General features: G+C 73.6%; 23 protein-coding genes. 7 read left to right on the forward strand and 16 right to left on the reverse strand.

The window, feature by feature from the left end; all coding sequences use genetic code 11:
- Window positions 1–211: 211 nt before the first annotated feature.
- On the forward strand, window positions 212–1816 hold the full coding sequence (locus ACFY7C_RS32960; RefSeq protein ID WP_389657896.1) for a serine/threonine-protein kinase: 1605 nt from the start codon (window positions 212–214) through the stop codon (window positions 1814–1816).
- Here ACFY7C_RS32960 and ACFY7C_RS32965 read toward each other — a convergent pair.
- The gene (locus tag ACFY7C_RS32965; RefSeq protein ID WP_389657899.1) at window positions 1794–2606 is read right to left on the reverse strand and encodes an SGNH/GDSL hydrolase family protein; all 813 of its coding nucleotides are present in this window, start codon (window positions 2604–2606) and stop codon (window positions 1794–1796) included. The genes ACFY7C_RS32960 and ACFY7C_RS32965 overlap by 23 nt on opposite strands.
- A 180-nt stretch (window positions 2607–2786) precedes the next feature.
- Between ACFY7C_RS32965 and ACFY7C_RS32970 the strand changes: the two genes are divergently transcribed.
- The gene (locus tag ACFY7C_RS32970; RefSeq protein WP_389657902.1) at window positions 2787–3905 is read left to right on the forward strand and encodes a DUF5925 domain-containing protein; all 1119 of its coding nucleotides are present in this window, start codon (window positions 2787–2789) and stop codon (window positions 3903–3905) included.
- A gap of 30 nt (window positions 3906–3935) precedes the next feature.
- Here ACFY7C_RS32970 and ACFY7C_RS32975 read toward each other — a convergent pair whose 3' ends face one another.
- Entirely contained in the window at window positions 3936–4310 is a 375-nt protein-coding gene (locus ACFY7C_RS32975; protein ID WP_389657905.1) for a GntR family transcriptional regulator, read from the reverse strand.
- Window positions 4311–4383: 73 nt separating this feature from the next.
- On the opposite strand from ACFY7C_RS32975, the gene ACFY7C_RS32980 reads away from it, so the two are divergent.
- Window positions 4384–5313 (forward strand): GNAT family N-acetyltransferase, encoded by a 930-nt coding sequence (locus tag ACFY7C_RS32980; RefSeq protein WP_389657908.1) that lies wholly within the window; start codon window positions 4384–4386, stop codon window positions 5311–5313.
- Window positions 5294–5791 (forward strand): DUF402 domain-containing protein, encoded by a 498-nt coding sequence (locus ACFY7C_RS32985; protein WP_389657911.1) that lies wholly within the window; start codon window positions 5294–5296, stop codon window positions 5789–5791. Before ACFY7C_RS32980 ends, ACFY7C_RS32985 begins: the two co-directional genes overlap by 20 nt.
- On the opposite strand, the gene ACFY7C_RS32990 is transcribed toward ACFY7C_RS32985, so the two are convergent.
- The 5 genes from ACFY7C_RS32990 to ACFY7C_RS33010 form a co-directional block, all read right to left on the reverse strand.
- Window positions 5778–6194: a DUF6299 family protein gene (locus ACFY7C_RS32990; RefSeq protein ID WP_389657914.1), complete on the reverse strand. Its 417-nt coding sequence runs from the start codon at window positions 6192–6194 to the stop codon at window positions 5778–5780. The two genes, ACFY7C_RS32985 and ACFY7C_RS32990, sit on opposite strands and share 14 nt — an antisense overlap.
- A gap of 77 nt (window positions 6195–6271) precedes the next feature.
- Window positions 6272–6736 carry a GNAT family N-acetyltransferase gene (locus ACFY7C_RS32995; protein ID WP_389657917.1) on the reverse strand — a complete coding sequence of 155 codons (465 nt, stop codon included), beginning with the start codon at window positions 6734–6736 and terminating at the stop codon, window positions 6272–6274.
- Window positions 6733–8229: a tripartite tricarboxylate transporter permease gene (locus ACFY7C_RS33000; RefSeq protein ID WP_389657920.1), complete on the reverse strand. Its 1497-nt coding sequence runs from the start codon at window positions 8227–8229 to the stop codon at window positions 6733–6735. Before ACFY7C_RS33000 ends, ACFY7C_RS32995 begins: the two co-directional genes overlap by 4 nt.
- A gap of 3 nt (window positions 8230–8232) precedes the next feature.
- A complete protein-coding gene (locus ACFY7C_RS33005) occupies window positions 8233–8760 on the reverse strand; it encodes a tripartite tricarboxylate transporter TctB family protein (RefSeq protein WP_389657923.1) in 528 nt (175 codons plus the stop codon).
- Complete coding sequence (locus ACFY7C_RS33010) at window positions 8757–9743, reverse strand: Bug family tripartite tricarboxylate transporter substrate binding protein (RefSeq protein ID WP_389657926.1); 987 nt, start codon at window positions 9741–9743, stop codon at window positions 8757–8759. Before ACFY7C_RS33010 ends, ACFY7C_RS33005 begins: the two co-directional genes overlap by 4 nt.
- 131 nt (window positions 9744–9874) lie before the next feature.
- On the opposite strand from ACFY7C_RS33010, the gene ACFY7C_RS33015 reads away from it, so the two are divergent.
- The gene (locus ACFY7C_RS33015; protein ID WP_389657929.1) at window positions 9875–10549 is read left to right on the forward strand and encodes a response regulator; all 675 of its coding nucleotides are present in this window, start codon (window positions 9875–9877) and stop codon (window positions 10547–10549) included.
- A gap of 171 nt (window positions 10550–10720) precedes the next feature.
- Window positions 10721–11686, forward strand: coding sequence for a lytic polysaccharide monooxygenase (locus ACFY7C_RS33020; RefSeq protein WP_389657932.1), 966 nt, complete (start codon window positions 10721–10723; stop codon window positions 11684–11686).
- Between the two features lie 12 nt (window positions 11687–11698).
- Here the strand turns inward: ACFY7C_RS33020 and ACFY7C_RS33025 are convergent, their stop codons facing one another.
- The 3 genes from ACFY7C_RS33025 to ACFY7C_RS33035 all read right to left on the reverse strand — a co-directional run bounded on the left by ACFY7C_RS33025 (window position 11699) and on the right by ACFY7C_RS33035 (window position 17175).
- Window positions 11699–12577, reverse strand: a complete 879-nt coding sequence (locus ACFY7C_RS33025) for an esterase/lipase family protein (protein WP_389657935.1) — start codon at window positions 12575–12577, stop codon at window positions 11699–11701.
- A gap of 186 nt (window positions 12578–12763) precedes the next feature.
- On the reverse strand, window positions 12764–13723 hold the full coding sequence (locus ACFY7C_RS33030; RefSeq protein WP_389657938.1) for a hypothetical protein: 960 nt from the start codon (window positions 13721–13723) through the stop codon (window positions 12764–12766).
- Window positions 13720–17175 (reverse strand): DNA polymerase III subunit alpha, encoded by a 3456-nt coding sequence (locus ACFY7C_RS33035; RefSeq protein WP_389657941.1) that lies wholly within the window; start codon window positions 17173–17175, stop codon window positions 13720–13722. Before ACFY7C_RS33035 ends, ACFY7C_RS33030 begins: the two co-directional genes overlap by 4 nt.
- Window positions 17176–17331: 156 nt before the next feature.
- Between ACFY7C_RS33035 and ACFY7C_RS33040 the strand changes: the two genes are divergently transcribed.
- On the forward strand, window positions 17332–18423 hold the full coding sequence (locus ACFY7C_RS33040) for a DUF3533 domain-containing protein (RefSeq protein ID WP_389657944.1): 1092 nt from the start codon (window positions 17332–17334) through the stop codon (window positions 18421–18423).
- Here the strand turns inward: ACFY7C_RS33040 and ACFY7C_RS33045 are convergent.
- The 6 genes from ACFY7C_RS33045 to ACFY7C_RS33070 form a co-directional block, all read right to left on the reverse strand.
- Entirely contained in the window at window positions 18417–19322 is a 906-nt protein-coding gene (locus ACFY7C_RS33045; protein ID WP_389657947.1) for a S1 family peptidase, read from the reverse strand. The genes ACFY7C_RS33040 and ACFY7C_RS33045 overlap by 7 nt on opposite strands.
- A 189-nt stretch (window positions 19323–19511) precedes the next feature.
- The gene (locus ACFY7C_RS33050; RefSeq protein WP_389657950.1) at window positions 19512–20366 is read right to left on the reverse strand and encodes a S1 family peptidase; all 855 of its coding nucleotides are present in this window, start codon (window positions 20364–20366) and stop codon (window positions 19512–19514) included.
- Between the two features lie 264 nt (window positions 20367–20630).
- Window positions 20631–21443, reverse strand: coding sequence for a DUF1684 domain-containing protein (locus ACFY7C_RS33055; protein ID WP_389657953.1), 813 nt, complete (start codon window positions 21441–21443; stop codon window positions 20631–20633).
- Between the two features lie 32 nt (window positions 21444–21475).
- Window positions 21476–22264 carry an amino acid ABC transporter ATP-binding protein gene (locus ACFY7C_RS33060; protein WP_389657956.1) on the reverse strand — a complete coding sequence of 263 codons (789 nt, stop codon included), beginning with the start codon at window positions 22262–22264 and terminating at the stop codon, window positions 21476–21478.
- A 47-nt stretch (window positions 22265–22311) separates the two neighbouring features.
- A complete protein-coding gene (locus ACFY7C_RS33065) occupies window positions 22312–24099 on the reverse strand; it encodes an FAD/NAD(P)-binding protein (RefSeq protein ID WP_389657959.1) in 1788 nt (595 codons plus the stop codon).
- The gene (locus ACFY7C_RS33070) at window positions 24096–24959 is read right to left on the reverse strand and encodes an amino acid ABC transporter permease (RefSeq protein WP_389657962.1); all 864 of its coding nucleotides are present in this window, start codon (window positions 24957–24959) and stop codon (window positions 24096–24098) included. Before ACFY7C_RS33070 ends, ACFY7C_RS33065 begins: the two co-directional genes overlap by 4 nt.
- Window positions 24960–25015: the final 56 nt, after the last annotated feature.

Raw genomic sequence — 25015 nt, forward strand, 5'->3', positions numbered from 1 at the left:
ACCCGTGTATTCCGGCCGCAGGATTCACCGCTGGTGTACGGGGGTTGACGATCACTGTCCGAATCCGTCTGCTTCCAGGGAGAGTTGGACAACGATCGAACACCTGTCGAACCGTCACGAACCATCCTGCACGCACGGCCGCCACCAGCGGGCCTTCGACCGGGTGTGATCTCCGCCACCAAAATCGGCGGGGCTCGGTTACCGTGGAGTGATGACGCTCATCGCGGGTCGCTACCGGCTTCTCGACGTGCTCGGCGAGGGCGGTATGGGGACCGTCTGGCGCGCCCGGGACGAGCTCCTGGGCCGGGAGGTCGCGGTCAAGGAGGTCCGCGCGCCGGCCGGGCTCCCGACCGAGGACCGCGATCGGCTGTACGCCCGCCTGGAGCGGGAGGCCAGGTCCGCCGCCCGGATCGCCCACCGCAACGTCGTCACCGTCTACGACGTGGCCCTGGACGACGGCCGCCCCTGGATCGTGATGGAGCTGGTCCGCGGTCTGACGCTGGCCGAGACGATGGAGGCGGAGGGTCCGCTGCCGCCTCGGCGGGCGGCGCACGTGGGCGCCGAGGTGCTCGCCGCGCTGCGGGCCGCGCACGCGGCGGGGGTGCTGCACCGGGACGTGAAACCGGCCAACGTCCTGCTGTCCAACGACGGCCGGGTGGTGCTCACCGACTTCGGGATCGCGGCCGTCGCGGGGACCTCGCCGCTCACCATGACCGGCGAGCTCATCGGCTCGCCCGAGTACCTCGCGCCCGAACGTGCGCTGGGGCGCACGCCGGGGCCCGCGGCCGACCTCTGGTCCCTCGGCGTGCTTCTGTACGCCGCCGTCGAGGGCGTCTCGCCGTTCCGCCGGGAGACCGCGCTCGACACCCTGCGGACGGTGGTGGACGAGGAACCCGCGCCGCCCGAGCACGCGGGGCCGCTGGCGCCGGTGATCGAGGGGCTGTTGCGCAAGGACCCGGAGCAGCGGCTTCCGGCGGAGACGGCGGAGGAGGAGCTGCGGCTGGTAGGAGCGGGCGGCACTCCGCGCACCGAGCCGCTGACGGCCCCGCTCCACGCGCCCCCGCCCGTCGGCTCCTGGGAGGAAGGCTACGCGGGGCCCGCCGGCTCCGGGGCGACGGCTCCGCTGCCCGCGGCGGGGCCCGAGCCGGAGCCCGAGCCCCGGTCCCGGAGGAGGGGCGGGCTGCTCGCCGCCCTCGCCGCGCTGCTGCTGCTAACGGGCGCCCTGACGTACGCGGCGCTGCGGGACACCGACCCGGACGGGACGCCGACCGTGCCGCCGGTCACGACGAGCGCGCCGACGGCCACGGGGCCCACGACTCCCCCGCCCACGACGGCGACGGCGACGACCGCCTCGCCGAGCCCGACGACGACTCCGCCGGTGTCGGTGCTGCTGTTCGTCCGGGCGGTGCGGGAGAGCTACGAGGGCGCCTGTCCGCCTTCGGAGGAGCAGGCGCCCTTGTTCACCGCGACGGTCACGGTGGACCGGACGCCGGCCACCGTCTCGTACCGCTGGGTGACGGAGAGCGGTGAGGGCACGGACCAGGGGTGGCAGACGCTGGAGTTCCCGGAGGGCGGGCCCACCGAGCAGCAGGTGCCGCGCACGCAGTCGGACTACGGGGCGGGCGCGGACGTGAGCGACCGGATCCGGCTGGAGGCCCGTGAGCCGGTCGCCCGGCAGTCCAACTGGGTGGCGTTCTCGGTGACCTGTGAGGAGACGGCCCCGCCGTCGACCCCGCCGTCTTCGGCGACGCCGTCGGACGGGACCGTCTCCCCGGGCCCGGGCGGGGGCCCGGCTACGCGCCGTCCGCCGCGTTGAACGGCGGCAGGTAGCCGCCGGACTGTCCGGCGGCGGTGGGGTGGTACGACTCGCCGATGTTGAGCCAGTTGACGCTGTGCAGCCACGCCGCGCCGGAGCAGATCTCGTGGCCGGTGAAGGCGGAGACGACGCTCGCGAAGGTGTAGCCGTGGTCGGCGGCGCGCTTGGCGGTGGCCGCGTTGAGGTAGTCGGAGGCGTCGTTGATGGCGCGCCGCTCGTTCTCGCTCAGGCCGGCGACGCAGCTGCCGTCGAGCTTGTAGAAGCGGGGGTAGCCGAGCACGACGACACGGGCGTTGGGGGCCTTGCTGCGGATGGCCGAGTAGACGGAGTCGAGCTTGCCGGGCAGGGTGGAGTCCACGTACGCCTTGGCCTGATTGATTCGGCTGATGCAGGCGGATTCGGACTGGGTGACGCAGGTGGTCATGACGTCCGCGAAACCGGCGTCGTTGCCGCCGACGGTGAGAGAGACCAGGTCGGTGGCGGTGGAGAGCGGTCCGAGCTGATTGGCCGTGACATCACCCGTTCGGGCGCCCGAGCAAGCGGTGAACGCGAAGGAGGAGGGGGCGTTCGCGTTCTTCCAGAGCACCGGGAAGGCCTTGGTGGAGCGCTTGCAGTTGCCGCTCGCGCTGTCGTAGCTCCCGGCGCCGACACCCGATGAGTACGAGTCACCGAGCGCCACATAGTCGAGCGCGGCGGTCTCGGCGGCCTGGGCCGTTCCCGCCCCGGTGAGGGCGAGGACGGCACCGAGCAGGAGCGAGGACGAAAAAGCCGTGAATCGGGACAGTTTCATGGAACCTCCCTTTAGCAGGATCTCTGCGTTACCAGGTAGTAGCAGCGGACCCGGCCCTCTGGAAGTGTCCATGCCAAGAATCGTTTGCGTGTTCCCCTGAATTGCCCTCAGAAACCGTCGAAATCACGCCACTCGCGCCACGTTCAAAAAGCCGTGCGTCCGATGCGACCGTGCCGGATCATGGACGGCATGTCAGCCACCCCAGAGGTACCGGCGGATCCCCGGCACGCGCTGCCGATCCGGCTCAACGTCGACGACAGCGACTCGCCGTCGGACGTCGTCGACGCGCTGTTCCTCGGCCGCTTCGCCACCGGCGAGCAGCCGCACTCGCACAGCACCAGCCTGGACCGGGTGAAGCCGTCGGCGACCCTGCTGCCCTCCGGCGCCAGGCTGCTGCGGGCCGCGAAGGACGACGACCGCAGCGCCGTGCTCGCCGAGGGCGAGGGCTGGACCCTGCTCGTCTCCCGCTGGAGCCGGGGCGCCGACGTCACCGTCACGGCCACCGACCCCGAACTCGCCGAGCGGGTCCTCAAGGAGGCCACCGACGGCGCGAAGGACGAGCCGGAGCCCCAGCCGGAGAACGTCACGATGGGCTTCTGGTACGTGTCGCCCCGGCGCGGCCCGCACCGCACCACCCGCCGGATCGGCGCCGGCACCTGGGAGGAGATCCGGCCCAACTACACGGCGCCGGTCGCCGAGGCGATGGACCGGCTGATGGCCGTCACCCCGGACGACATCACGGGCCGGCTGCTGCTGCTCCACGGCCCGCCCGGCACCGGCAAGACCTCCGCCCTGCGCACCCTGGCCCGCTCCTGGCGGGACTGGTGCCAGGTCGACTGCGTGCTCGACCCGGAACGGCTCTTCAGCGACGTCGGCTATCTGATGGACATCGCGATCGGCGAGGACGAGGGCACCCCCCAGGGGCGCTGGCGGCTGCTGCTCCTGGAGGACTGCGACGAGCTGATCCGGGGCGAGGCCAAGCACACGGCGGGCCAGGCGCTGTCCCGGCTGCTCAACCTGACGGACGGTCTGCTCGGCCAGGGCCGCAACGTCCTGGTGGCCGTCACCACCAACGAGGACCTGGAGCGCCTCCACCCCGCCGTGGTCCGCCCCGGCCGCTGCCTGGCCCGTGTCGAGGTGGGCCGTCTGACCCGGCCCGAGGCGGTGACCTGGCTGGGCCGCGAGGAGGGCGTGGGCCGGGACGGCGCCACGCTGGCGGAGCTGTTCGCGCTGCGCCGCGGGACGCCGGGCGTCGACATGCCGGAGCCGCGCTCGGCCGACGCGGGCCTCTACCTCTGACCTCTCGCTCTCCCGGCGGCGTACGCGCCGTCAGGCGTCGTACGTCGCCCGCAGCGCCTGCGCGACCGCCGTCTCCGCCTGTTCCCGCGTCAGACCGAGCCGGCGGGCCTCCGTCGCGTACGTGGCGGCGGCGGTCGCCGCCAGCCGGGAGGCCGCGTCGGAGGCCGCGGCGACGAAGGTGCCGTTGCGGCCGCGGGTCTCGATCACGCCGTCCGCCTCCAGGGCCTTGTACGCCTTGGCGACCGTGTTCGCCGCGAGCCCGAGGTCCTCCGCGAGGCCGCGTACCGTCGGGAGCTTGAAGCCGACGGGCAGCTCGCCGGAACGGGCGCTCTCCGAGATCTGGGCGCGCAGTTGTTCGTAAGGAGCGGTGGTGGAACGGGCATCCACGCTGATTCGAAGCGTCACCGCCCGATTGTGCACCCGGCCCACGGGAAAATGGGAGGCGGTCGCGCCCGTCCGCCGCATAGCGTGCGGAGCCATGACTGTGATCGTCCGCGACGTACGGCCCGAGGACCCGCGGGACGCCGAGGGCTTCGCCCGGGTACGGCGCGCCGCACTGCCCTGGATGCTCGCGACCGGCCCCCAGGTGGCGTACGACCTGGCGCACGCCCATCCCGACGCCCGCGCCCGCCCGCTGATCGCCGAGATCGACGGCGAGGCCGTCGGCACGGCGGAGGTGTCGCTCGCCCACGAGTCGCCCGCGCAGGGCGGCGCTCTTGTCAACGTCTTCGTCCACCCCGACCACGTACGGCTCGGCGCCGGCGCGCTGCTGCTGCGCGCGGCCGAGGAGCACCTGGCGGCGGCCGGGGCGACGACCCTGTACAGCTGGGTCCTGGACGAGCCGGCCCCGCGCGCCTTCGCGGAGAAGCACGGCTACGCGCCGAGCCGTTCCGCCCACTTCCTGCGGCTCGACCTGACCACGGCCGAGCTGCCGCCGCTCCAGGCGCCGCCCGCCGGTGTCGAGCTGCGCACCGCGGCCGACTTCGCCGCCGACCCGCGCCCGCTGTTCGAGCTGGACGCGGTGACCACGGCGGACGAGCCGGGTGACGTGGCCGCCGTGCTTGACGACTACGCGCACTGGCTGGCGTCCACCTGGAACCATCCGCTGCTGGACCGCGAGCTCACCACGGTGGCCGTGGTCGACGGCCGCCCGGTGGCGTTCAGCGCGGCCCGCACCGACGGTCAGGGCCGCTACGGCTCGGGCATGACCGGCACCCACCCCGCCCACCGGGGCCGTGGGCTGGCCAAGCTCGTGAAGAACGACTCGCTGCACCGGGCCCGCGCGGCCGGCCGCACCGAGGCCCTCACCGGGAACGACGCCGCCAACGCGCCGATGCTGGCCGTCAACCGGTGGTTCGGATACGACATCGTCGCGACGGAGGTACGCCATGTCCGCACCCTCGGCTGAGCCGGCGGTCGAGATCACGCTCGTCAAGGCGGGACGCACCAAGATCCGCTATCCGGCCGAGCTCGTCGCCGACGACGGGGTGCGGCTGACGGTCCGCGCGCCGTGGGCCGCCGAGGGCGTCCGGGACTTCGGCTTCGTGCGCTTCGAGCCGGGCGACGTCTTCACCGAGCACTACTGGCGCGACCGGTGGTACGCGGTGAAGGAGGTCCGCTCCGGTGACGGCACGCTCAAGGGCTGGTACTGCGACGTGACCCGGCCGGCCGCCGTCGACGGCACCGCGGTCGTGGTCGAGGACCTGGACCTGGATCTGTGGGTGTCGGCGGACGGCGGCGAGGTGCTGCGGCTCGACGAGGACGAGTTCGCGGCGAGCGGGCTAGCCGCCTCGGACCCGGAGGCGGCCGAGCGGGCCTCGCTCGCCCTCGACGAGCTGGAGGGCCTCGGCCGGGACGGGATCGTCCGGCTGCTCAGCCGAGCGTGACATCCGACTCCTGGGTGGCGAGGAAGGCGGGCAGCGGCAGGCCGAGCGAGCCCTGGGGGGTGAGCTGCATCAGCGTGGCCTCCACCCGGGCCTCGCCCGCCCGGTAGCCCGGCTCCTTCACGACGGCGCTGTTGGTCCACCCGTGGACCACTCCGTCGCACAGGGCCCGGGTGCCGCCGATGCCGGCGGAGCGGCCCCCCTGGATCAGCGTGGAGCTGACGAAGACCGGACCCGCGCTGTCGTCCATGCAGCGGTAGGAACCGGAGAGGGTGACCGTGCCGTCCTCGGCGACGGTCCCCTGCGGGTCGACGGACAGGCCGTCGCCCGCTCCGGCGTGGGCGGTCGGGGCGGTGGCGGCGGCGGTGGCCAGCAGGGCGCCGGCGAGGGCGAGGCGAACACGCATCGGTGGGGTTTCCCTTCGGGTGGGGGTGGGGTGCTGCCCGCCAGGGATATCGGATCAAGCCGCCCAATGTCCGAAACTCACCCCATCGGGGGCGAGTTGAGCACTTTGCGGTAATGAATACGGTCGTACGGGCCTTCCTGCCGGCGCTCGGTGACCTCGTACCCGTACCGCGCGTACATCTCCTGGTTCTCCCACATCATCGCGTTGGTGAGGAGTCGCACCTCCGGCAGCCCGAGCTCCCGCGCCCGGTCCTCGACCCAGGTCATCAGGACGCGGCCGAGGCCGGTGCCCTGGGCGTCGGGGTGGACGGCGATCTCGTCGAGGTAGAGGTGGTCGGCCTCGGGGACCACCACGACGAGGCCGGCCACCGGCTCGCCGACGACGAACACCCGCCCCGCGGCCACGTTCGCCGCGTGGTCGTACTCCATCGGGGCCGGCACGAGGCCGATCCGCTCGATGTAGTGGTGGAAGGCCGCGTCGGTCACGGCCTTCACGGCGGGCACGTCGGCGACGACGGCGGGGCGGGGCGTCTCGTGGATCATGCCGACACGCTACGGCGGCGGCCGATCACCTTCCTCAGCAGGGGCCAGGCCAGCAGGATCACGACCACCGCGTACACCGTCACCGAGAACGGCGTGTCGACCAGGCCCGCGGGCGAGCCGTCGCTGATCTGGAGGGCGCGGCGCAGTTGCTGCTCGGCCGCCGGGCCGAGGATGACGCCGATGACGGCGGGCAGGACGGGCAGTCCGTAGCGCCGCATCCCGAAGCCGATGAGGCCGATGACCAGCAGGATCACCAGGTCGAGGGCCTCGCCGCCGACCGCGTACGCGCCCACGGCGGCGAAGAACAGGATGCCGGCGTAGAGGTACGGGCGGGGGATGCGGAGCAGTCGGGCCCACAGCGGCGCGAGCGGCAGGTTGAGCGCGAGCAGCAGCACCATGCCGACGAAGAGCGAGGCGATGAGGCCCCAGACCAGGTCGGGTTCGCGCTCGAAGAGCAGCGGGCCGGGCTGGATGCCGTACTGCTGGAAGGCGGCCAGCATCACCGCGGCGACGGCGGTCGTCGGCAGACCGAGGGTGAGCATGGACACGAGGGTGCCGGCGGCGGAGGCGGAGGCGGCGGACTCGGGGCCCGCGACGCCCTCGATGGCGCCCTTGCCGAACTGGTCCTTGTGCTTCGAGAGGCGCTTCTCGGTGACGTACGACAGGAAGGTGGGGATCTCGGCGCCGCCGGCCGGGATCGCGCCGAACGGGAAGCCGATGAGCGGCCCGCGCAGCCAGGCCTTCCAGGTGCGCCTGACGTCGTCCCGGCCGAGCCAGGGCCGGCCGACCGGGATGGGCGCGGCGGCGGTGCGGCGCAGATGGGCGGCGACCCACAGGGCCTCGCCGATGGCGAACAGGCCGACCGCGACGATGACGACGTCGATGCCGTCGGCGAGCTGGAGCGAGCCGAAGGTGAGGCGCTGCTGTCCGGTCATCTGGTCGAGGCCGACCAGGCCGAGGGTGAGGCCGATGAGCAGGGAGGCCAGGCCGCGGATCCGGGAGGAGCCGAGGACCGAGGTCACCGCGATGAAGGCGAGGACCATCAGGGCGAAGTAGTCGGGCGCGCCGATGTCGACGGCGAGCGCGGCGACGGTCGGGGCGAGGGCGACCAGCAGGATCGTGCCGGCCAGGCCGCCGGCGAAGTGGCCGACGGCGGCCGCGGCGAGCGCCTGGGCGCCGCGGCCCGCCTTGGCCATGGGGTTGCCCTCGATGGCGGCGACCACCGCCGCGCTCTCCCCGGGGGTGTTGAGCAGGATCGAGGTGGTGGAGCCGCCGAACATCGCGCCGTAGTAGATGCCGGCGAACATGATGAAGGCGCCGGTCGGTTCGAGTCCGTACGTGACGGGGAGCAGCAGGGCGACCGCCATGGCGGGGCCGATGCCGGGCAGCACGCCGATGGCGGTGCCGAGGAGGACGCCGACGGCGGCCCAGAGCAGGTTCATCGGGGTCAGCGCGGTGCCGAACCCGTCGAGCAGGGAGTTCAGAGAGTCCATGGGTCAGAGCACTCCCATCAGCGGGCCGCCGGGCAGCGGGACTCCGAGGAGGTTGTCGAAGACGACGTAGGTGAGCAGGGAGAGCGCGGCGGCGATCAGCGGATCGCGGTGGAGGTGGCGGCTGCCGAGGGCGTAGGCCGCGCCCCAGAAGAGCAGGGCGCCGGCGACGGGGAAGCCGACGGGGCCGATGAGGACGGCGAAGCCGAGGAAGACACCGGCGAGGAGGAGGACGGTGCGCCAGTCGCCCGGCTCGGCCAGGTCGACGTCCTCGCCTCCCTCGGCCTCGCCGCGGCCGCCGCGCAGCACGTCGACCGCGAGGAGCACGGCGACGACGAGCAGGCCGGCGCCGACGACGACGGGGACGGTGCGGGGGCCGACGGGGCCGCGCTGGGCGAGGTCGACGCTCATGGTGAGGGCGTCGGTGAGGACGAGGACGCCGAGGAGCAGGAGGACGACGCCGACGCCCAGCTCGGAGTGCTCGCGCAGCCAGGACTTCTTCTCCGCGGTGTTCTCCGTGGTCGTGGTGTTCACAGTCCCAGCTCCTTCAGGACGGAGCCGACCTGCTCGTCCTGCTCGGTGAGGAAGGTGCCGAACTCCTCGCCGGGCAGGAAGGCGTCGTTCCAGCCGTGGGTCTTCAGCGACTCACGCCACTGCGGGGAGTCGTGCAGTTCGGTGACGAGGCCGACGAGCTTGTCGCGTTCGGCGTCGGTGAGGCCGGGCGGGGCGACGATGCCGCGCCAGTTGATGAACTCGGTGTCGAGCCCCGCCTCGCGCAGGGTGGGGGCGTCCAGGCCGGGGACGCGCTCGGCGCCGGTGACGGCGAGCAGCCGGAGCTCGCCGGACCTGATCTGGTCGAGGTACTCGCCGACGCCGGAGACGCCGAAGGCGACCTTGTCGCCGAGGATCGAGGCGAGCAGCTCGCCGCCGCCGTCGAAGGGCACGTAGTTGACGCTCTTCGGTGCGATGCCGGCGGCGCGGGCCATCAGCATGGGGGCCAGGTGGTCGGGTCCGCCTGGCGAGGAGCCGCCGCCGACGGGCAGCTTGCCGGGGTTCTTCCGCCAGGCGGCGAGGAGGTCCTGGAGGGTCTTGTACGGGGAGTCCTTGCCGACCACGACGATGCCCTGCTCCATGGTGAGCCGGGCGATCGGGGTGGTGTCGGCGAGGGTCTTCGGGGTCTTGTTGGTGTGGACGGCTCCGACGACGCCGAGGCCCATGGACATGGCCAGCCTGCCGTTGCCGTGCTCGCCGACGAGCCGGGTGAGGCCGACGGTGCCGCCGGCGCCGGGCAGGTTGAAGACCTCGATGTCGGAGGTGAGCCCGGCGTCCTCGGCGTTCTTGGCCGCGGTGCGGGCGGTGATGTCGTAACCGCCGCCGGGCGTGTTGGGGACCATGAAGCGCAGGCCGGGTATCCGGGTGCCGGTGTCGGAGTCGCCGCTGCCGGGGGTGAGCAGCGGCGGTCCCACGAGCACGAGCAGGGCCGCCCCGAGCAGGGCGAGGGGGGTGCGCAGGCGCAAGGGTGCCGCCTCTCGGTGGGTAGGGGTGGAGGTGTGAGGTGGCCCACATGTTGCCTGCGCGTTAAGAAGCTGTCTCGCTTCCGCAATCAACGGACGTTGTGGTCGTTGTGGTCGCGTCCTACCTTGGCGGCGTGACGAAGGTGCTGGTGGTCGACGACGACTTCATGGTGGCCAGGCTGCACTGCCGCTATGTGTCGGCGGTGCCGGGCTTCGAGGTGGCCGGTGTCGCGCACAGCGGCGCCGAGGCGCTGCGGGCCGCGCACCGGCTGCGGCCCGATCTGGTGCTGCTCGACATCTTCCTGCCCGACATGGACGGGATCGCGGTGCTGCGCGAGTTGCGGGCGGCCGGTCTGTCCATGGACGCGCTGTTCATCACGGCGGCGCGGGACGTCGACACGATCCGCTCGGCGCTGCGGGCCGGGGCCCTGCACTATCTGATCAAGCCCTTCAGCCAGGCGGCCCTGCGGGAGCAGCTGCGGCACGTGGCCTCGCTGCAGGGCCGGCTGGACGAGCTGGCGGCGGCGGAGGCCCGCCAGGAGGACGTCGACCAGATCTTCGGCACGCGTCCCCGCGGCTCCCGCGAGCTTCCCAAGGGCCTGGCCGCGCACACGGCGGAGCTGGTCGACTCGGTCCTGCGATCCCATCCGGAGGGCCTGTCGGCCTCCGAGTGCGCGGAGGCGGGATCGCTCTCCCGGGTCAGCGCCCGCCGCTATCTGGAGTACTTCGCGGAGACGGGCCGCGCGGAGGTCACGCTGCGGTACGGGGGCACGGGGCGGCCGGAGCGGCGCTACCGGCGGGTGGGCTGAGGGCGGACGGCCGGGGGCCGGGCGGCGCTGTCTGTGGTGCTGCTTAGAGACTCCTTAACGCGACCATAAGGATCGCCCGTGGCCGGTCCCGCGACCCGAATGCGCCTTTTCCGAGGGCTAGTTTGCTGGGCAACCCCCCACGCCCCACCCTCGTGAAGGAGTCGTCCCCCCATGACCGCACGCCGTACGGCCGCCGCCTCGGCCACCACCGCCGCCACCGCCGCGCTGCTCCTGTCCGGGTTCGCCGCCGCGCCCGCCGCCGTCGCCCACGGGTCGATGACCGATCCCGTCAGCCGGGTCGCGGGCTGTTTCGCGGAGGGACCGGAGAGTCCGGATTCGGCGGCGTGCGGGGCGGCGGTGGCCGCGAGCGGGACCCAGGCGTTCTACGACTGGAACGGGGTGAACATCGCGAACGCGGCCGGGAGGCACCGCGAGCTGATCCCGGACGGCGAGCTGTGCAGCGCCGGGAACGCGAAGTACCGGGGGCTCGACCTGGCCAGGACGGACTGGCCGGCGAGCCGGATGAACTCCGGCCCGCACACCTTCCGTTACAAGGGGACCGCGCCGCACAAGGGGTCCTTCGCGCTGTACGTGACGAAGGACGGCTACGACCCGTCGAAGCCGCTGAGGTGGGCGGACCTGGAGGAGAAGCCGTTCGCCACGGTGACCGACCCCCGGATGGAGAACGGCGACTACGTCTTCACGGGCACGGTGCCGAAGAGGTCGGGGCGCCACCTGATCTACTCGGTCTGGCAGCGCTCCGACTCCCCCGAGGCGTTCTACACCTGCTCGGACGTGGTCTTCGGGCAGGACACCTCCCCGACGGGGGCTCCGGAGCCCAGCGCGCCGGCCGATGCGCCGACCGCGCGGTCCACCGCGGGGCACGCCGGGCACGGCGGGCACACCACGACCGCCCCCACGACCGCCGCTCCGAGCACCACCGCCGCACCGAGCACCACCGCACCGAGCACCACCGCCGCCCCGAACGCGCCGGAGGCGAAGGGCGAGGAGCTCGCGGAGACCGGGGGCGACGCCGCCACCCCGTATCTGGCCATGGGCGGCGCCGCCGTTCTGGGGCTCGGCGCGGTCGTGCTGTTCACGACGGCCCGCCGCAGGTCGACCGGGTCCCGACGCTAGGACCGAGAGGCGCTAGCCGATCGCCGAGAGGCAGGTGGTCGGGGTCGCGTGGGCCGGGTCGAGGGCGTTGGCCACCTCGTGGAACGTGACCCGGTCCACCGTCCCGATCGCCACGTGCTCGGACAGGTCGAGCGCGCACCGGTCCTGGATGAGGACGTTGGTGACGTTCGGGCCGGACAGGAACTGCGAGCGGTACGGCGTGACGACCTGGTCGTACTGGGTCGCGATGACGTGGTAGCGCACGCCGGGCACCGTGTCGCCACCCTCGTTGAGCTTGGTGAGGAACGCCGAGCCGGCGATCTGGTCGGCGAGGCCCGGGGTGTTCGCGCTGATCAGGTCCTCGGCGCCGGGGAAGTACGGCAGGAGCCCGGTGAGGCCGAGCAGGGTGGTGCCGTGGTTGTCGGGGGCGATGCCGACGAGGGCGTTCACCTTCTCGGCGCCGCCGAGGAACTTGAGGTAGTAGCGGGGCATCATGCCGCCCTGCGAGTGGCCGACGAGGTCCGCCTCGGGGGCACCGGTGGCGGCGAGGACCCGGTCGACGTAGGCGTCGAGCTGTCCGGCGGAGTCGGCGACGGGGCCGAGGCCGTGGAAGAACGGCACGTTCGGCAACTGCCCGTAGTCCAGGGAGAAGACGCAGTAGCCCCGGTTGACCAGATAGGGCGCGAGGACCAGCCAGTTGTCGACGGAGTTGCCGAAGGTGCCGTGGACGAGGACCACCGGGCGGGGGTGGGCGGCGGAGGGCTTGCAGGAGAAGTCGTTCCAGCCGCGGCTGGGGGCGGATCCGGCGGTGTCGGCCTGGGCGGACGCGGTGGGGGCGAGGGTGGCGGCGACGGTCAGGAGCAGTACGGACAGTGCTCTGACGGCGTGCTTCCAGAGGTTCCGGGACAGCATCGGGCGATCTCCTTGCGGCTCAAGGGGAGTCTCGAAGAACGAGTTGCTGTACGCCCTGCGGTCCGGACCACAAGTGGGGATGCGCTTCCCGCCAAGCTACGCACGGGTAGCGTTCAGGGGGAAGTTACGCGTCGGTAAAAAGTCGTGTGTCGCGCTCGCGGGTGATCTCTCCGCCCGGCGTCCCGCTCACGCCGCCAGCGAGCCCGGCAGCACCGCCCGCGGCCCGAACTTCGCCCGGGCCCGGTCCGCCACCTCCTCGATCCGCCGGGCCTTGTCGTCCGCCGGGTCGAAGGTCAGCTGGTGCGCGGCGCCCTCGGCGGGCGCCAGACCCTCGGCGCGCAGCGCGATGCCGCGGACCCGGGCCCGCTGGAGCCCGAAGGAGGCGTGGATCGCGTACGCGAGCGCGGTGAGCTCGGTGGAGTGCGCGGTCGGTTCGCGCAGCGTCCGGGTGCGGCCGGACGTGGTGCGGTCCGCGTAGCGCACGGTCACCGTCAGGGAGCGGCAGACCTGTCCCTCGGTCCGCATCCGGGCGCCCAGCTCCTCGGTGAGCGAGAGCAGCGCCCTGCGGTGCTCGCCGGTGTCCAACTCGTCGTGCGGGAAGGAGCGTTCGGCCGCGAGAGAACGGGAGACCTCGCCGGGGACGACGGGGGCGCGGTCGATGCCCCGCGCCCGCTCCCAGAGCTCCCGGCCCGCCTTGGCGCCGACCAGCCGCTGGAGCACGGCGAGCGGCGCGTCCGCGACCCGGCCGACGGAGTCGAGGCCGTAGCCGCACAGGGTGCGGGCGGTGGCGCGGCCGACGCCGTCGAGGGCGACGACCGGGCGGTCGCGCAGGAAGGCCGCCGGGTCCTCGACGACCAGGGTGGCGCCCGGCCGGGCCTCACGGGCCGCCATCCGGGCCAGCATCGGGTTGGGGCCCGCGCCGATCACGCAGTCGATCCCGTACAGGGCGAGCGCCCTGACCCGGACGACGGAGGCGAGTTCGGCCGGGCTCCAGCCGAAGTAGCGCAGCGCGCCGCGCACGTCGGCGAGCGCCTCGCCGGGCGGGGCGGCCTCGACGACCGGGGTGAACTCCCGCAGCAGGTCGAGCAGCCGAGGGAGCATCACTTCGCCCATGGGCTCCATCCTGAACCGTACGCAGAGGATCATCCCGCGCTCCCCGGACTGCTGTGCCAGAGCTTCCGCGACGGTGTCGCGGCGCCTTCCCCGGCCGGCCGGAGGTCGGCCCAGGGGTTCATCGCGTAGCCGGTGGACAGGGTGATCCGGCGGCCGGTGTCGCCCTCTTCCGGAGTCCCGGTCTCCGGCTGTTCGGCCAGCCGCTCCCCCACCGCCTCCAGGCCGCCCTCCGCCCGCAGTTCGGCGAGCTCGGCGAGGTTCCAGGCGGCGGAGCCGACCACGCTGAGGCTGCGCGGGCCGCGGCGCTGCACCACGCCCCGGACGAGCAGCAGCCAGGAGTGGAAGACGGTGTGGGCGCAGGCCGCGTGGGAGTCGTCGAAGAAGGCGAGGTCGACCAGGCCGGTGCCGTCGTCGAGGGTGGTGAAGATGACCCGCTTGCCGGAGCGGATCGGCGGGGTCTGGGTGGCCGCCTTGGCCCCGGCGACCAGGACGGTCTGGCCGTGCCTGGCCGAGCGCAGCCGCTGGGCGGAGACCACGCCGAGTTCGCGCAGGAAGGCCTGGTGGTCGCCCATGAGGTGGCGGGAGGCGTCCATCCCGAGGATGCCGAGCTCGGCGCTGAGCCGTTCGGTCTCGTCGAGGTCGGGCAGGCCGACGGGCGCGGTCTTCTTCCCCTGGGCGAGGGGGAGCTGGCCTCCGTAGGAGGCGGCTCCGCGCTGGAGGCGGTGGAGTTCGGTCAGGTGGAGCAGCAGGTCGCGCCGGTTGGCGCCGAACGCGTCGAGCGCGCCGACCTGGGCGAGCCGTTCGGCGACGGGTTTGCGCGGGCGGGCCCGCTCCCAGAAGTCGAGCAGGGAGGCGTAGGGCTGCCCGGCCTCGATGCGGGCGCTCTCGGCCTCGCTGATGCCGTGGACGTCGGTGAGGCCGAGCCGCAGCCCCCACCTCTCCTCACCACGATCGGACACCAGTTCGATACGGTGGGCGACCGCCGACCGGTTCACGTCCAGCGGCAGCACGGGCACCCCGCGCCGTCGGGCGTCCGCGAGCAGCAGCCGCTTGGGGTACATGCCGGGGTCGTGGGTGAGCAGTCCCGCGTAGAAGGCGGCCGGGTGGTGGGTCTTGAGCCAGGCCGACTGGTAGGTCGGCACGGCGAAGGCCACCGCGTGCGCCTTGCAGAAGCCGTACGAGCCGAAGGCCTCGACGATCTCCCAGGTACGGGCGACGACCTCGTCCTCGTACCCCCTCCGCTTCGCCAGCTCGGCGAACCATGCCTTCACCCGCCCCTGCGCCTCGGGATGGGAGAGCCCGCGGCGGGCCTGGTCGGCCTCGTCGCGGCCGCAGCCGGTCATGACGCGCAGGATCTCGATGATCTGTTCGTGGAAGACGACGACTCCGTACGTCTCCTTCAGCGCCTCCTCCAGGTCGGGGTGCGGGTAGCGGACCGGGGCGCGGCCGTGCCGGGCGGCGATGAAGGGGCGGACCATGTCGGCCGCGACCGGTCCCGGCCGGAAGAGCGAGATGTCGACGACGAGGTCGTGGAGGGTCTCGGGCTGGAGCCGGCCCACCAGGTCGCGCTGGCCGGGCGACTCGATCTGGAAGCAGCCGAGGGTCTCGGTGGAGCGGATCAGCCGGTACGTGTCGGGGTCGCCGGGCGGGATCGCGTCGATGTCCGGGCGGGTGCCGGTGGCGCGCTCGACCTCGGCGACGGCGTGCGCCATCGCGGACTGCATCCGCACGCCGAGGACGTCGAGCTTGAGCAGCCCGAGGTCCTCCACGTCGTCCTTGTCGAACTGCGCCATGGGCAGGCCCTCGCCGCTGGTGGGCACGACGGGGGTGCGGGTGAGCAGCGAGGCGTCCGAGAGGAGCACGCCGCAGGGGTGCATGGCGATGCCGCGGGGCAGCGCGTCGAGGGCCTCGACCAGCTCCCAGAACTTCTCGCGGCCCCGGGTCTCCTCCGCGATCCCGCGCAGTTCGGGCAGTTCGGCGAGGGCGGCGCGGGCGTCCCGGGCGCGGATGTGCGGGAAGGCCTTGGCGATCCGGTCGGTCTCGGCCGGGTCCATGGACAGGGCGGCGCCCACGTCCCGTACGGCGTGGCGGACCCGGTAGGTCTCGGGCATGGCGACGGTGGCGACCCGTTCGGCGCCGAAGCGGCCGATGATCGCCCGGTAGACCTCGAGCCGGCGGGCGGACTCCACGTCGATGTCGATGTCGGGCAGCTCGGTGCGGCGCTTGGACAGGAAGCGTTCCATCAGCAGGTTGTGCTCGACCGGGTCGGCGTGGGCGATGCCGAGGAGGTGGTTGACGAGGGAGCCGGCGCCGGAGCCGCGGGCGGCCACCCGGATGCCCATCTCCCGGACGTCGTCCACGACCCGGGCGACGGTGAGGAAGTAGCTGGCGAAGCCGTGGTGGGCGATGATGTCCAGCTCGTGGTGCATCCGGTCCCAGTAGACGCGCCGGTCGGGGCGGCGGTCGTAGCCCTTCAGGACCATGCCGGCGGCGGCCCGGGAGGCCAGCACGCGCTGGGCGGTGCGGTGGGCCGCGCCGACCAGGTGCGGTTCGGGGAAGTGGGCGGAGCCCATGCCGAGGTCGTCCTCGGGGTCGACCAGACAGGCGGCGGCGACCTCCTCGGTCCGCTCCAGGAGCCGGTGCGCGGCGTCCCGGCGGAAGCCCGCGGCCTCGACCACCCGCTCGGCGGCGGCCAGCATGTCGGCGGGCCCCTTGAGCCAGGCCTCGCCGCTGTCGAGCCCCGCACCCCGGGGGTCGATGGGGACGAGGCGGCGGGCGGAGTCGAGCACGTCGGCGACGGGGCCCTGGCCGGGGTCGGCGTACCGCACCTCGTTGCCGAGCACCGGCCGGACGCCCTGCTCGGCGGCGAAGCCGACGGTGCGGGCGGCGAGCCGCAGCGAGCCGGGCCCGGTGCCGGTGCGCCCGTGGTGCACGACCTCCAGGCACAGGGCGTCCCCGTACCGCTCGCGCCAGGGCACGAGCAGTCGCGCGGCCCGGTCGGGGCGGCCGGCGACGAGGGCGCGCCCGACGTCGGAGCCGGGCCCGAGCAGCACGAAGAGCTCCTCGCCGCGATGGGCGGCCCAGGGCAGCACGGGCTGCCCCTCGCCGGCGTGGGCGTGGGCGGCGGTGACGAGCGCGCAGAGCTCGGCCCAGCCGGCGCGGGACCGGGCGAGGAGGACGGCCCGGGGCGCGGACTCGTCGACGAACGCCCCGCCGCGCACCGGCGAGCGCCGGGCGGAGGTCCGCGCGTCACCGGACGGACCGGCCGCCGGCGCATAGGCCAGGTCCACGCCGAACAGGGGACGGACACCCGCCTTGGCGCACGCCTTCGCGAAGCGGACGGTGCCGGCGACGGTGTCGCGGTCGGTCAGGGCGAGGGCGTCCATGCCCCGCTCCGCGGCGCGCTCGGCCAGGCGGGCGGGGTGGGAGGCGCCGTAGCGCAGCGAGAAGCCCGACGCGGTGTGCAGATGCGTGAACCCCGACATGCGCACCTCCCGCACTTCCGCTCGAATTCGTACGTACGTTCCACCCCCTCGGATCCAGCGTAACGCATTTCGAACGCCCGTACGATAACCGTGGCGCGTCAGCCGTTCGGCCCAGGCCCGCCTGCGCGGACGGTCCCCGCCCCCGAGCGTGGGGGCATGAGTCTCGTCGACGAACTGAAGAGCGCCGTCACCCCCCGAGCAGCCCTGCTGGTCGTCGGCGTGTTCGCCCTCCAGCTGCTGTTCATCGCCTCGTACGTCGGAGCCCTGCACAACCCGAAACCGAAGGACGTGCCCTTCGGGGTGGTCGCCCCCCAGCAGGTCTCCGCCACCCTGATGGGACGCCTCGAGAAGCTGCCCGGCGAGCCGCTCGACCCGCGGACGGTGGCGAGCGAGGCCGAGGCGAGGCGGCAGATCATGAACCGGGACATCGACGGCGCCCTGATCGTCGACCCGGGAGGCCGCACCGACACCCTGCTCGTCGCCTCCGGCGGCGGCACCGTGCTCTCCTCCGCCCTGGAGCGCATGTTCACGCAGGTGGAGGCGGCCGAGCAGCGCACCGTGAAGACCGTCGACGTGGCCCCCGCCTCCGCCCAGGACTTCGACGGCCTCTCGGCCTTCTACCTGGTCGTCGGCTGGTGCGTCGGCGGCTACATCTGCGCCGCGATCCTGGCGATCAGCGCGGGTTCCCGGCCCGCCAACCGGGAGCGGGCGATCATCCGGCTCGGGGTGCTCGCGCTCTACGCGGTCCTCGGCGGCCTCGGCGGCGCGGTCATCGTCGGCCCGATCCTCGGCGCCTTGCCCGGCGGCGTCGCCGCGCTGTGGGGGCTGGGCACCCTGGTGGTCTTCGCGGTCGGCGCCACCACCCTCGCCCTGCAGTCGGTCTTCGGGATCGTCGGCATCGGCCTGGCGATCCTCCTCGTCGTCGTCGCCGGCAATCCCAGCGCCGGCGGCGCCTTCCCGCTGCCGATGCTGCCGCCGTTCTGGAACGCGATCGGCCCGGCCCTGCCGCCGGGCGCGGGCACCTGGGCGGCGCGCTCGATCGCGTACTTCAAGGGCCACGACATGACCGCCTCGATGCTGGTCCTGTCGGCCTGGGCGGTCGTCGGCTCGGTCGTCACCCTGGTGATGTCCTCGCTGAAGCGGCGGCCGGAGGGCGAAACGGCCGTCCCTCCGGCCGCCGCGGGCGCGGCGGCCGGAGGGACGGGAGTGCCCGACCGGGGAGGGTCGGTCCGCGGGACGGGTCAGTAGACGCTCACGCCGTACGCGCTCAGCGCCTCCGTCACCGGCTGGAAGAACGTGGTGCCGCCCGAGGAGCAGTTGCCGCTGCCGCCCGAGGTGAGGCCGATGGCACGGCTGCCGGAGTAGAGCGGGCCGCCGGAGTCGCCGGGCTCGGCGCAGACGTTGGTGCGGATCATGCCGTAGACGATGTCGCCGCCGCCGTAGTTCACCGTGGCGTTGAGGCCGGTCACCGAGCCGCTGTGGGTGCCGGTGGTGGAGCCGCGGCGGGTCACCGACATGCCGACGGTGGCGTTGGCGGCGCTGGTGATGTCGACGCTGCCGACGGTGCCGGACTTGGTCACCGTGCTGTTGGTGTAGCGCACGATGCCGTAGTCGTTGTTCGGGAAGCTGGATCCGGAGGTGCTGCCGAGCACCGTGGTCCGGCCGGAGTTGGAGTACCAGGTGCCGGCGCCGTCGGTGCAGTGACCGGCGGTGAGGAAGTAGTAGTTCCCCGCGCTGTCCTTGACGTTGAAGCCGAGCGAGCAGCGCCAGCTGCTGGCGTAGACCGCGTCGCCGCCGGAGATCAGCTTGGTGAACCTGCCGGGCGTGCGCTCGATCTTCAGCGCGCCGGCGTTGGCGCCGGCCTGGCGCTTGATCTTGGCTATCTCGGCCTGGGAGACGGTGGAGTCGACGGTGACGACCACCTTCCCGGTGGCGGCGTCGGTGTGCCAGGCGGTGCCCGCCACGTCGGCGGCGAGGACGGCGTCGCTCGCGGCGGCGAGCTGGGTGGTACCGAAGGTGCCCGCCCGGGCGGCCGAGTCGGCGTTCGCGGTGGGGACGGCGAGCGCCGCGGCGGCGGCGAGGCCGGTCGCGACGGCGAGCATCCGGATGTTGCGGGTTCTCGTGGGGGTGGTGCGCTTGATCCTCACTTTTCGTTCCTCCAGAGGGGAATCGGGGGCCCGCAGTGGGGTGTCGGACCCGTGAGGCGCGGCCCTGGGCCGGCGCTGTGGGGGAGTCTCGGGCCGCACGGCTTCACGCCTCAAGGGCGCCTTTCGGCCGTGCGGCCCCTCAACTGAGGTGCTTCATACGGGAGTTGCGAACTCAGGAGGGCGGGCTCGTCAGAGCAGGGTCGCCCGGTACTTGGCGAGCGCCTCGGGCACCGGCTGGTAGAAGGTGGTGCCGCCCCGGGAGCAGTCGCCGCTGCCGCCGGAGGTGATGCCGAGCGCCTTGCTGCCGTCGTAGAGGGCGCCGCCGGAGTCGCCGGGCTCGGCGCAGACGTTGGTCTGGATCATGCCGCGCACGGTGCCGCCGCCGGAGTAGTGGACGGTGGCGTTCAGGCCGGTCACGGTGCCGCTGTGGGTGCCGGTGGTGGAGCCGGAGCGCCTGACGGACTCGCCCACGTAGGCGTCGGCGGCGGTGAAGCCCCCGGTGCGGCCGAGCGAGGTGTTGTCGTAGCGGACCAGGGCGTAGTCGTTGCCGGGGAAGCTGGACCCGACGGTGGGGCCGATCAGCGTGGACTGCGCCGAGTTGGCGTACCAGGTCTTGACGACGTTGCCGCAGTGGCCGGCCGTCAGGAAGTGGGGCACACCGCCGCTGACCACGTTGAAGCCGAGCGAGCAGCGGTAGCCGCCGCCGTAGATGGCGTCGCCGGGGCCGAGCAGGGGCTTGAAGACGCCCGGGGTGCGCTCGATGCGCAGCGCCCCGGAGTCGGCGCCGGCGGCCTGGCGGATCTTGGCGAGACCGGCCTCGGACACGGTGGAGTCGGCGGTGACGACGACTCTGCCGGCGGCCTTGTCCACGTACCAGGCGGTGCCGCCGACGTCGGCCTTCAGGACGGCGGCGTCGGCCCGGGCGAGCGCCGCGGCGCTCGCCGGTCCGGGGGTGGGGGCGGCCTGGGCGCCGGGCAGACCGAGGGCGGTGGCGGCCGCGACGGCGGCGGCGACGGCGAGCAGTCGGATGCGCGTGGTCCTCACTGTTCTCCTTCGAGTACGGCGGAGGAGCCCGTGGGTGGCGGGCCCATGAGGCACCGTCAGGTGACGTGTTCCTGACATGCACCGCGAGCGATACTGGCCTCCGCGGCCGGAACGCACAAGACCGCCCGCACACACCCGCAACGGACGGGGACGGCGCGGCCCCCCGTCGGCCCGCACCGTCCCCGCCCGATCCGGACGCCCCGGTTCAGCGCTCGGACCAGGGCTAGGACCAGCCCCGCCCCCGCCCGATCCCTACACCCCGGCTCAGTCCTCGACCAGCCGCCGCTCCCCCGCCGAGACCGCCGTGTCCAGCGTGTTCCCCGGCGGCGGGAAGGGGCAGATGAAGTGCGGCGCGAACGCGCACGGCGGCAGCAGCGTCCGGTTGAAGTCCACCGTCACCGTGCCGTCCGCCGCCGGCGCGGCCGGCCGCAGGAAACGGAAGCGGTAGCTGTCCCGGCCGCTGGTGGCGTCCGCGAAGACCGCCCACAGCGTGCCGTCGTCCTCCACCGCCACCTGGAGACTGTGCTCGGCGCCGTGCAGGTCGAAGACCAGCTCGCCGGCGAGACCGAGCCCGCGCTCCCTGCCGTCCGCGTTCTCCACCCGTACGTGACGGTCCTCGGCGTACGGGCGGAACACACCGGGCCGCACCCACTCCTCGTCGTACGGCGTGGCCACGATGCCCCGGAAGGCGCGGCGCGCCGCCGACTCGGGGTCGAAGTCCCGTACCGCCCACTCCCCCTCGCGGCGCAGCACGACGAGCCGCCGCCCGGCCGACTCGGCCCGGGACTCGTGGATCGGGGCGTGGTCGGCGGTCAGCCGCACCGTGCCGATCAGCGGCTTTCCGTCGACCGTGATCCCGTCCTCGGCACCCGCGGTCAGGACGACCTCGTCACCGTCCGCCCGCCACTCCCCCGGAACGGCCGGAATTCGCCCCTCCGGGAAGTCCGAGAGCCAGTACGTGCCGGCCAGCGAGAGCGGTCCGTACGACGAGGCGACGGCCGCCGTGCGCTGCTCGTGCCACTGCTGCCACTCCTGCCGGGGGTCGCTCGGCGCGTCCCTCGATACATCCGTGCTCATGGTGGTTCACCTTTCCATACGGGCGGGGCGGGTCAGAGGACCTTGGAGAGGAAGGCACGGGTCCGTTCGTGGCGCGGGCTGTCCAGGACCTCGGCGGGCGGCCCCTGTTCGACGATCCGCCCCGCGTCCATGAAGACCACCGTGTCGGCGACCTCGCGGGCGAAGCCGATCTCATGGGTGACGACGATCATGGTGGTCCCCGCGGCGGCCAGGTCCTTCATGACGTCGAGGACCTCGCCGACCAGCTCGGGGTCGAGCGCGGAGGTGGGCTCGTCGAAGAGCAGCAGACCCGGTTCGAGGGCGAGCGCGCGGGCGATGGCGACCCTCTGCTGCTGCCCGCCGGACAACTGCCCGGGATAGGCCCCGGCCTTCTCCGCGAGCCCCACCCGGTCGAGCAGCCCCAGGGCGGCCGCCTCGGCCTCCTTGCGGGGACGTTTCAGGGCGGAGACCGGCGCCTCGACGACGTTCTCCAGGACGGTGAGGTGCGGGAAGAGGTGGAAGTCCTGGAAGACGAAGCCGATGCGGGTGCGCTGCCTGAGGACCGCGCGCTCGCGCAGTTCGTACAGCCTGTCGCCGGAGCGGCGGTAGCCGACGTAGGTGCCGTCGACGCTGACGGAGCCGCTGTCCGCCTTCTCCAGGTGGTTGACGGTGCGCAGCAGCGTGGACTTGCCGGAGCCGGACGGTCCGAGGACGACGGCGACCTCGCCGGACCGGACGTCGAGGTCGATGCCCCGCAGGACCTCCAGCGGGCCGAAGCTCTTGCGTACGCCGCGGATGCGGACCTTCACGTCGGACTCGGCGGGAACGGGGGTGGCGGCCATGGCGGTACCTCTTCGGGACAGGGGGAAAGGGCGGGGAGGAGGGGCGGTCAGGCGCCGCACAGGTCGCGCAGCAGCGCGAGGGCGGCCCGCGCCGCCCGGTCGTTCTGGCGGAAGGCGAAGCCGCCGGTACGCGGCCGGGTGAAGGCACCGCCGAGGCGGGCGGTGGTGTGCGGGCCGAGCGCGAAGCGCCGGGGGTGCGGGCGGCCGTCCCGCCCGAGGACCCGCCCGTCGCCGGGGTCGACGGCGAGCAGCCCGGCGTCGGTGGCGCGGGCCCCGTCCTCGTACAGCGCACGCAGCAGCGCGCTTTCGGTGTGCTCCCGGGTGGGTTCGGGCAGCCGGGCCTCGACGAGGGCGCGGGCCTCGGTCCACTCCCCCGGCAGGCTGGTGGCGCGAGCCCGGAAGACGCCCCGCTCCTCGTCGGTCTCCACCGTCAGGCCGGCGCCCAGGAAGCGCACGATCCCGGCCTCGGAGAGCGCGAGCAGCTGCCGCAGCCGGGGCCCGGGCGGGCCCGACGCGAGCAGGCTGAAGAAGCCGTGCCACCGGTTGCCCGGGTCCCCGAGGTCGCCGAGCCGCGCCAGCTGTCCGTAGACGGAGAGCAGGGCGCCGAAGACGGCCAGGTCGGGGCTGTGGCCGGGGTCGTGGCGGCGGGCGAGGTCGGCGGCGACGTACCGGCGCATACCCTCCTGGAGGGCGTCGGCGGAGGCGTACCGCACCCCGTCCAGCGGGTGGTCGAGGACGTCGAGGTCCAGCCGGTCGGCCGGGTCCGGCACGGCGGCGGCGACGAGGGCGTCGAGTTCCGGGCCGAGGGGTGCGGCGGCGGCGTACGCCTCCTCGAAGTCGCTCCACGCGACCGCGGTCCGCTCGGGGTGGGCGCTGAAGAGCCGGTGGTAGTGGGCCCAGCCGAGTTCCTTGGCGACGAGCGGCCACACGTCACGCCGGAAGTCGAGCGGGCCGGGCGCCGCGCGCAGGGCGTCGACCTGGACGGGCCCGAAGAAGCGGGGCAGCGGCGGCCGTTCGCCGTCGAGCTCGTAGCCGATCTTGGAGTGGTACGGGACTCCCCGCCGCGATCCGACGTGGAGCACCGGCTCGCGGCCGGACGGCACGTAGACCAGCCGGTCCGCGTCCTCGGGGTCCCGCTCGTACCGCCCGCCCCGCCCCTCGGTGAGCAGCACCATGAGGTCGACGAAGGCGAGTCCGAGGCCACGCACCAGGACGGGCTCGCCGGGGGCCAGGGCGGACAGGTCGCAGTCGGCGGTGAAGCCGGGCGGCAGATGGACGAGGCCGTGGCGGGCGGCGAAGTCGGCGAGCCGCCGCTGCCGTTCGTCGGGGCGGGCGTCGAGGTGACCGAGGGCGAGGACGACGAGGTCGGCGACGAGCGGTGCGGCCCGCCCCTCCAGCCGGACCCGCTGGCGCCCGTCGTGCGGCCCCTCGACACGCGTCGCGGTGGTGGGGTGTTCGTGGACGGTGACGGACGGCGGCAGGGCGGCGCGCGCCCGGGCGTGGACCCAGCGCAGATAGGCGCCCTGCCGGCGGCGGCTGGGGAAGACGTGTCCGTCGATGCCGGCCCATTCGGCGAGGGTGGGTCCGGGGCGGACGGGCCCGTCGATCTCCACGGTCTCGTCGGTGAACATGGTGACGTCCCCGGCCCGCGAGTTCATCCACAGCAGCGGTGACTGGGCGGTGCGCCAGACCCGGCCGGGCCCGGCCGGGTGCGGGTCGACGAGGTGGACGTCGAGGGGCCGCTGGCCGTACAGCTCGGGGAGGTTGGCGGCGAGCCGTTCCAGGAAGCCGGTGCCGCGGGGCCCGGCACCGACGACGACGATCGCCCGGCTCATCGGGTGCCGGCCCCGGTCGTGCCGCGCGCGTAGTGCCGCTCGACGTAGTGCTGGCCGACGCTGAGGACCGAGGTGACCAGGACGTACCAGACGGTGGCGACCAGGAGCAGCGGGACGACCTGGTAGGTGCGGTGGTAGACGAGCTGTACCGAGTAGAGCAGGTCCTGGACGGCGATGACGGAGACGATCGAGGTGCCCTTGAGGGTGCCGATCAGCATGTTGCCGGCGGGCGGCACGATGGAGCGCATGGCCTGCGGCAGCACGATCCGGGTGAGCCGGCGCAGCCGGCCGAGGCCGAGGGACTGGGCGGCCTCGATCTGGCCGCGGTCGACGGACAGGATCCCGCCGCGCACGACCTCGGCGGCGTAGGCGGCCTCGTGGAGGGTCAGGCCGATGACGGCGACGGAGACCGGACCGAGGAGGTCGACCGTACGGACGCCGAGGACGACCGGGTAGAGGGCGCCGATGTTGAACCAGAACAGCAGCTGGACCAGGATCGGCGTGGAGCGGAAGAACCACACGTAGGTCCGGCTGACCGCGCGCAGGACCGGGTTGGCGGACAGCCTGAGGACGGCGAGCAGGGTTCCGAGGGCGAAGCCGAGGACCATCACGACGGCGGTCAGCCACAGGGTGAGGCCGAGGCCGCGCAGCACGGCCCCGGAGGTGAAGTAGTCGCCGACCACGTCCCATTGGAAGGCCCGGTTGGTGGCGACGGAGTGGATGCCGAGGGCGGCGAGGACGAGGACGGCGCCGGCGGCGGTCCACTGGCCGGCGCGGCGGGCGGGGACGATGCGCAGTGCCGGCGGTTCGGTGGGTTCGGCCGGGGTGGGCGCGGGGGCTTTGGCGAGGATCGCGGACATGCGAAGGCTCCGTGGATGCCGGGGGCGGATCGAACACGGGGTGCGCCTTCACGCGC

It is taken from the genome of Streptomyces sp. NPDC012769 (assembly GCF_042901205.1).
Lineage (GTDB): Bacteria > Actinomycetota > Actinomycetes > Streptomycetales > Streptomycetaceae > Streptomyces.

What these genes read in the sequence shown, in the direction of transcription:
- ACFY7C_RS33030 (WP_389657938.1), bottom strand. Translation starts at nt 13,723, where the DNA reads ATGATCCTCTGCGTACGGTTCAGGATGGAGCCCATGGGCGAAGTGATG.
- ACFY7C_RS33055 (WP_389657953.1), bottom strand. Translation starts at nt 21,443, where the DNA reads ATGAGCACGGATGTATCGAGGGACGCGCCGAGCGACCCCCGGCAGGAG.
- ACFY7C_RS33025 (WP_389657935.1), bottom strand. Translation starts at nt 12,577, where the DNA reads ATGCTGTCCCGGAACCTCTGGAAGCACGCCGTCAGAGCACTGTCCGTA.
- ACFY7C_RS32980 (WP_389657908.1), top strand. Translation starts at nt 4,384, where the DNA reads ATGACTGTGATCGTCCGCGACGTACGGCCCGAGGACCCGCGGGACGCC.
- ACFY7C_RS32985 (WP_389657911.1), top strand. Translation starts at nt 5,294, where the DNA reads ATGTCCGCACCCTCGGCTGAGCCGGCGGTCGAGATCACGCTCGTCAAG.
- ACFY7C_RS32970 (WP_389657902.1), top strand. Translation starts at nt 2,787, where the DNA reads ATGGACGGCATGTCAGCCACCCCAGAGGTACCGGCGGATCCCCGGCAC.
- ACFY7C_RS32960 (WP_389657896.1), top strand. Translation starts at nt 212, where the DNA reads ATGACGCTCATCGCGGGTCGCTACCGGCTTCTCGACGTGCTCGGCGAG.
- ACFY7C_RS32990 (WP_389657914.1), bottom strand. Translation starts at nt 6,194, where the DNA reads ATGCGTGTTCGCCTCGCCCTCGCCGGCGCCCTGCTGGCCACCGCCGCC.
- ACFY7C_RS32965 (WP_389657899.1), bottom strand. Translation starts at nt 2,606, where the DNA reads ATGAAACTGTCCCGATTCACGGCTTTTTCGTCCTCGCTCCTGCTCGGT.
- ACFY7C_RS32995 (WP_389657917.1), bottom strand. Translation starts at nt 6,736, where the DNA reads ATGATCCACGAGACGCCCCGCCCCGCCGTCGTCGCCGACGTGCCCGCC.
- ACFY7C_RS33020 (WP_389657932.1), top strand. Translation starts at nt 10,721, where the DNA reads ATGACCGCACGCCGTACGGCCGCCGCCTCGGCCACCACCGCCGCCACC.
- ACFY7C_RS33040 (WP_389657944.1), top strand. Translation starts at nt 17,332, where the DNA reads ATGAGTCTCGTCGACGAACTGAAGAGCGCCGTCACCCCCCGAGCAGCC.
- ACFY7C_RS33070 (WP_389657962.1), bottom strand. Translation starts at nt 24,959, where the DNA reads ATGTCCGCGATCCTCGCCAAAGCCCCCGCGCCCACCCCGGCCGAACCC.
- ACFY7C_RS33065 (WP_389657959.1), bottom strand. Translation starts at nt 24,099, where the DNA reads ATGAGCCGGGCGATCGTCGTCGTCGGTGCCGGGCCCCGCGGCACCGGC.
- ACFY7C_RS33060 (WP_389657956.1), bottom strand. Translation starts at nt 22,264, where the DNA reads ATGGCCGCCACCCCCGTTCCCGCCGAGTCCGACGTGAAGGTCCGCATC.
- ACFY7C_RS33035 (WP_389657941.1), bottom strand. Translation starts at nt 17,175, where the DNA reads ATGTCGGGGTTCACGCATCTGCACACCGCGTCGGGCTTCTCGCTGCGC.
- ACFY7C_RS33000 (WP_389657920.1), bottom strand. Translation starts at nt 8,229, where the DNA reads ATGGACTCTCTGAACTCCCTGCTCGACGGGTTCGGCACCGCGCTGACC.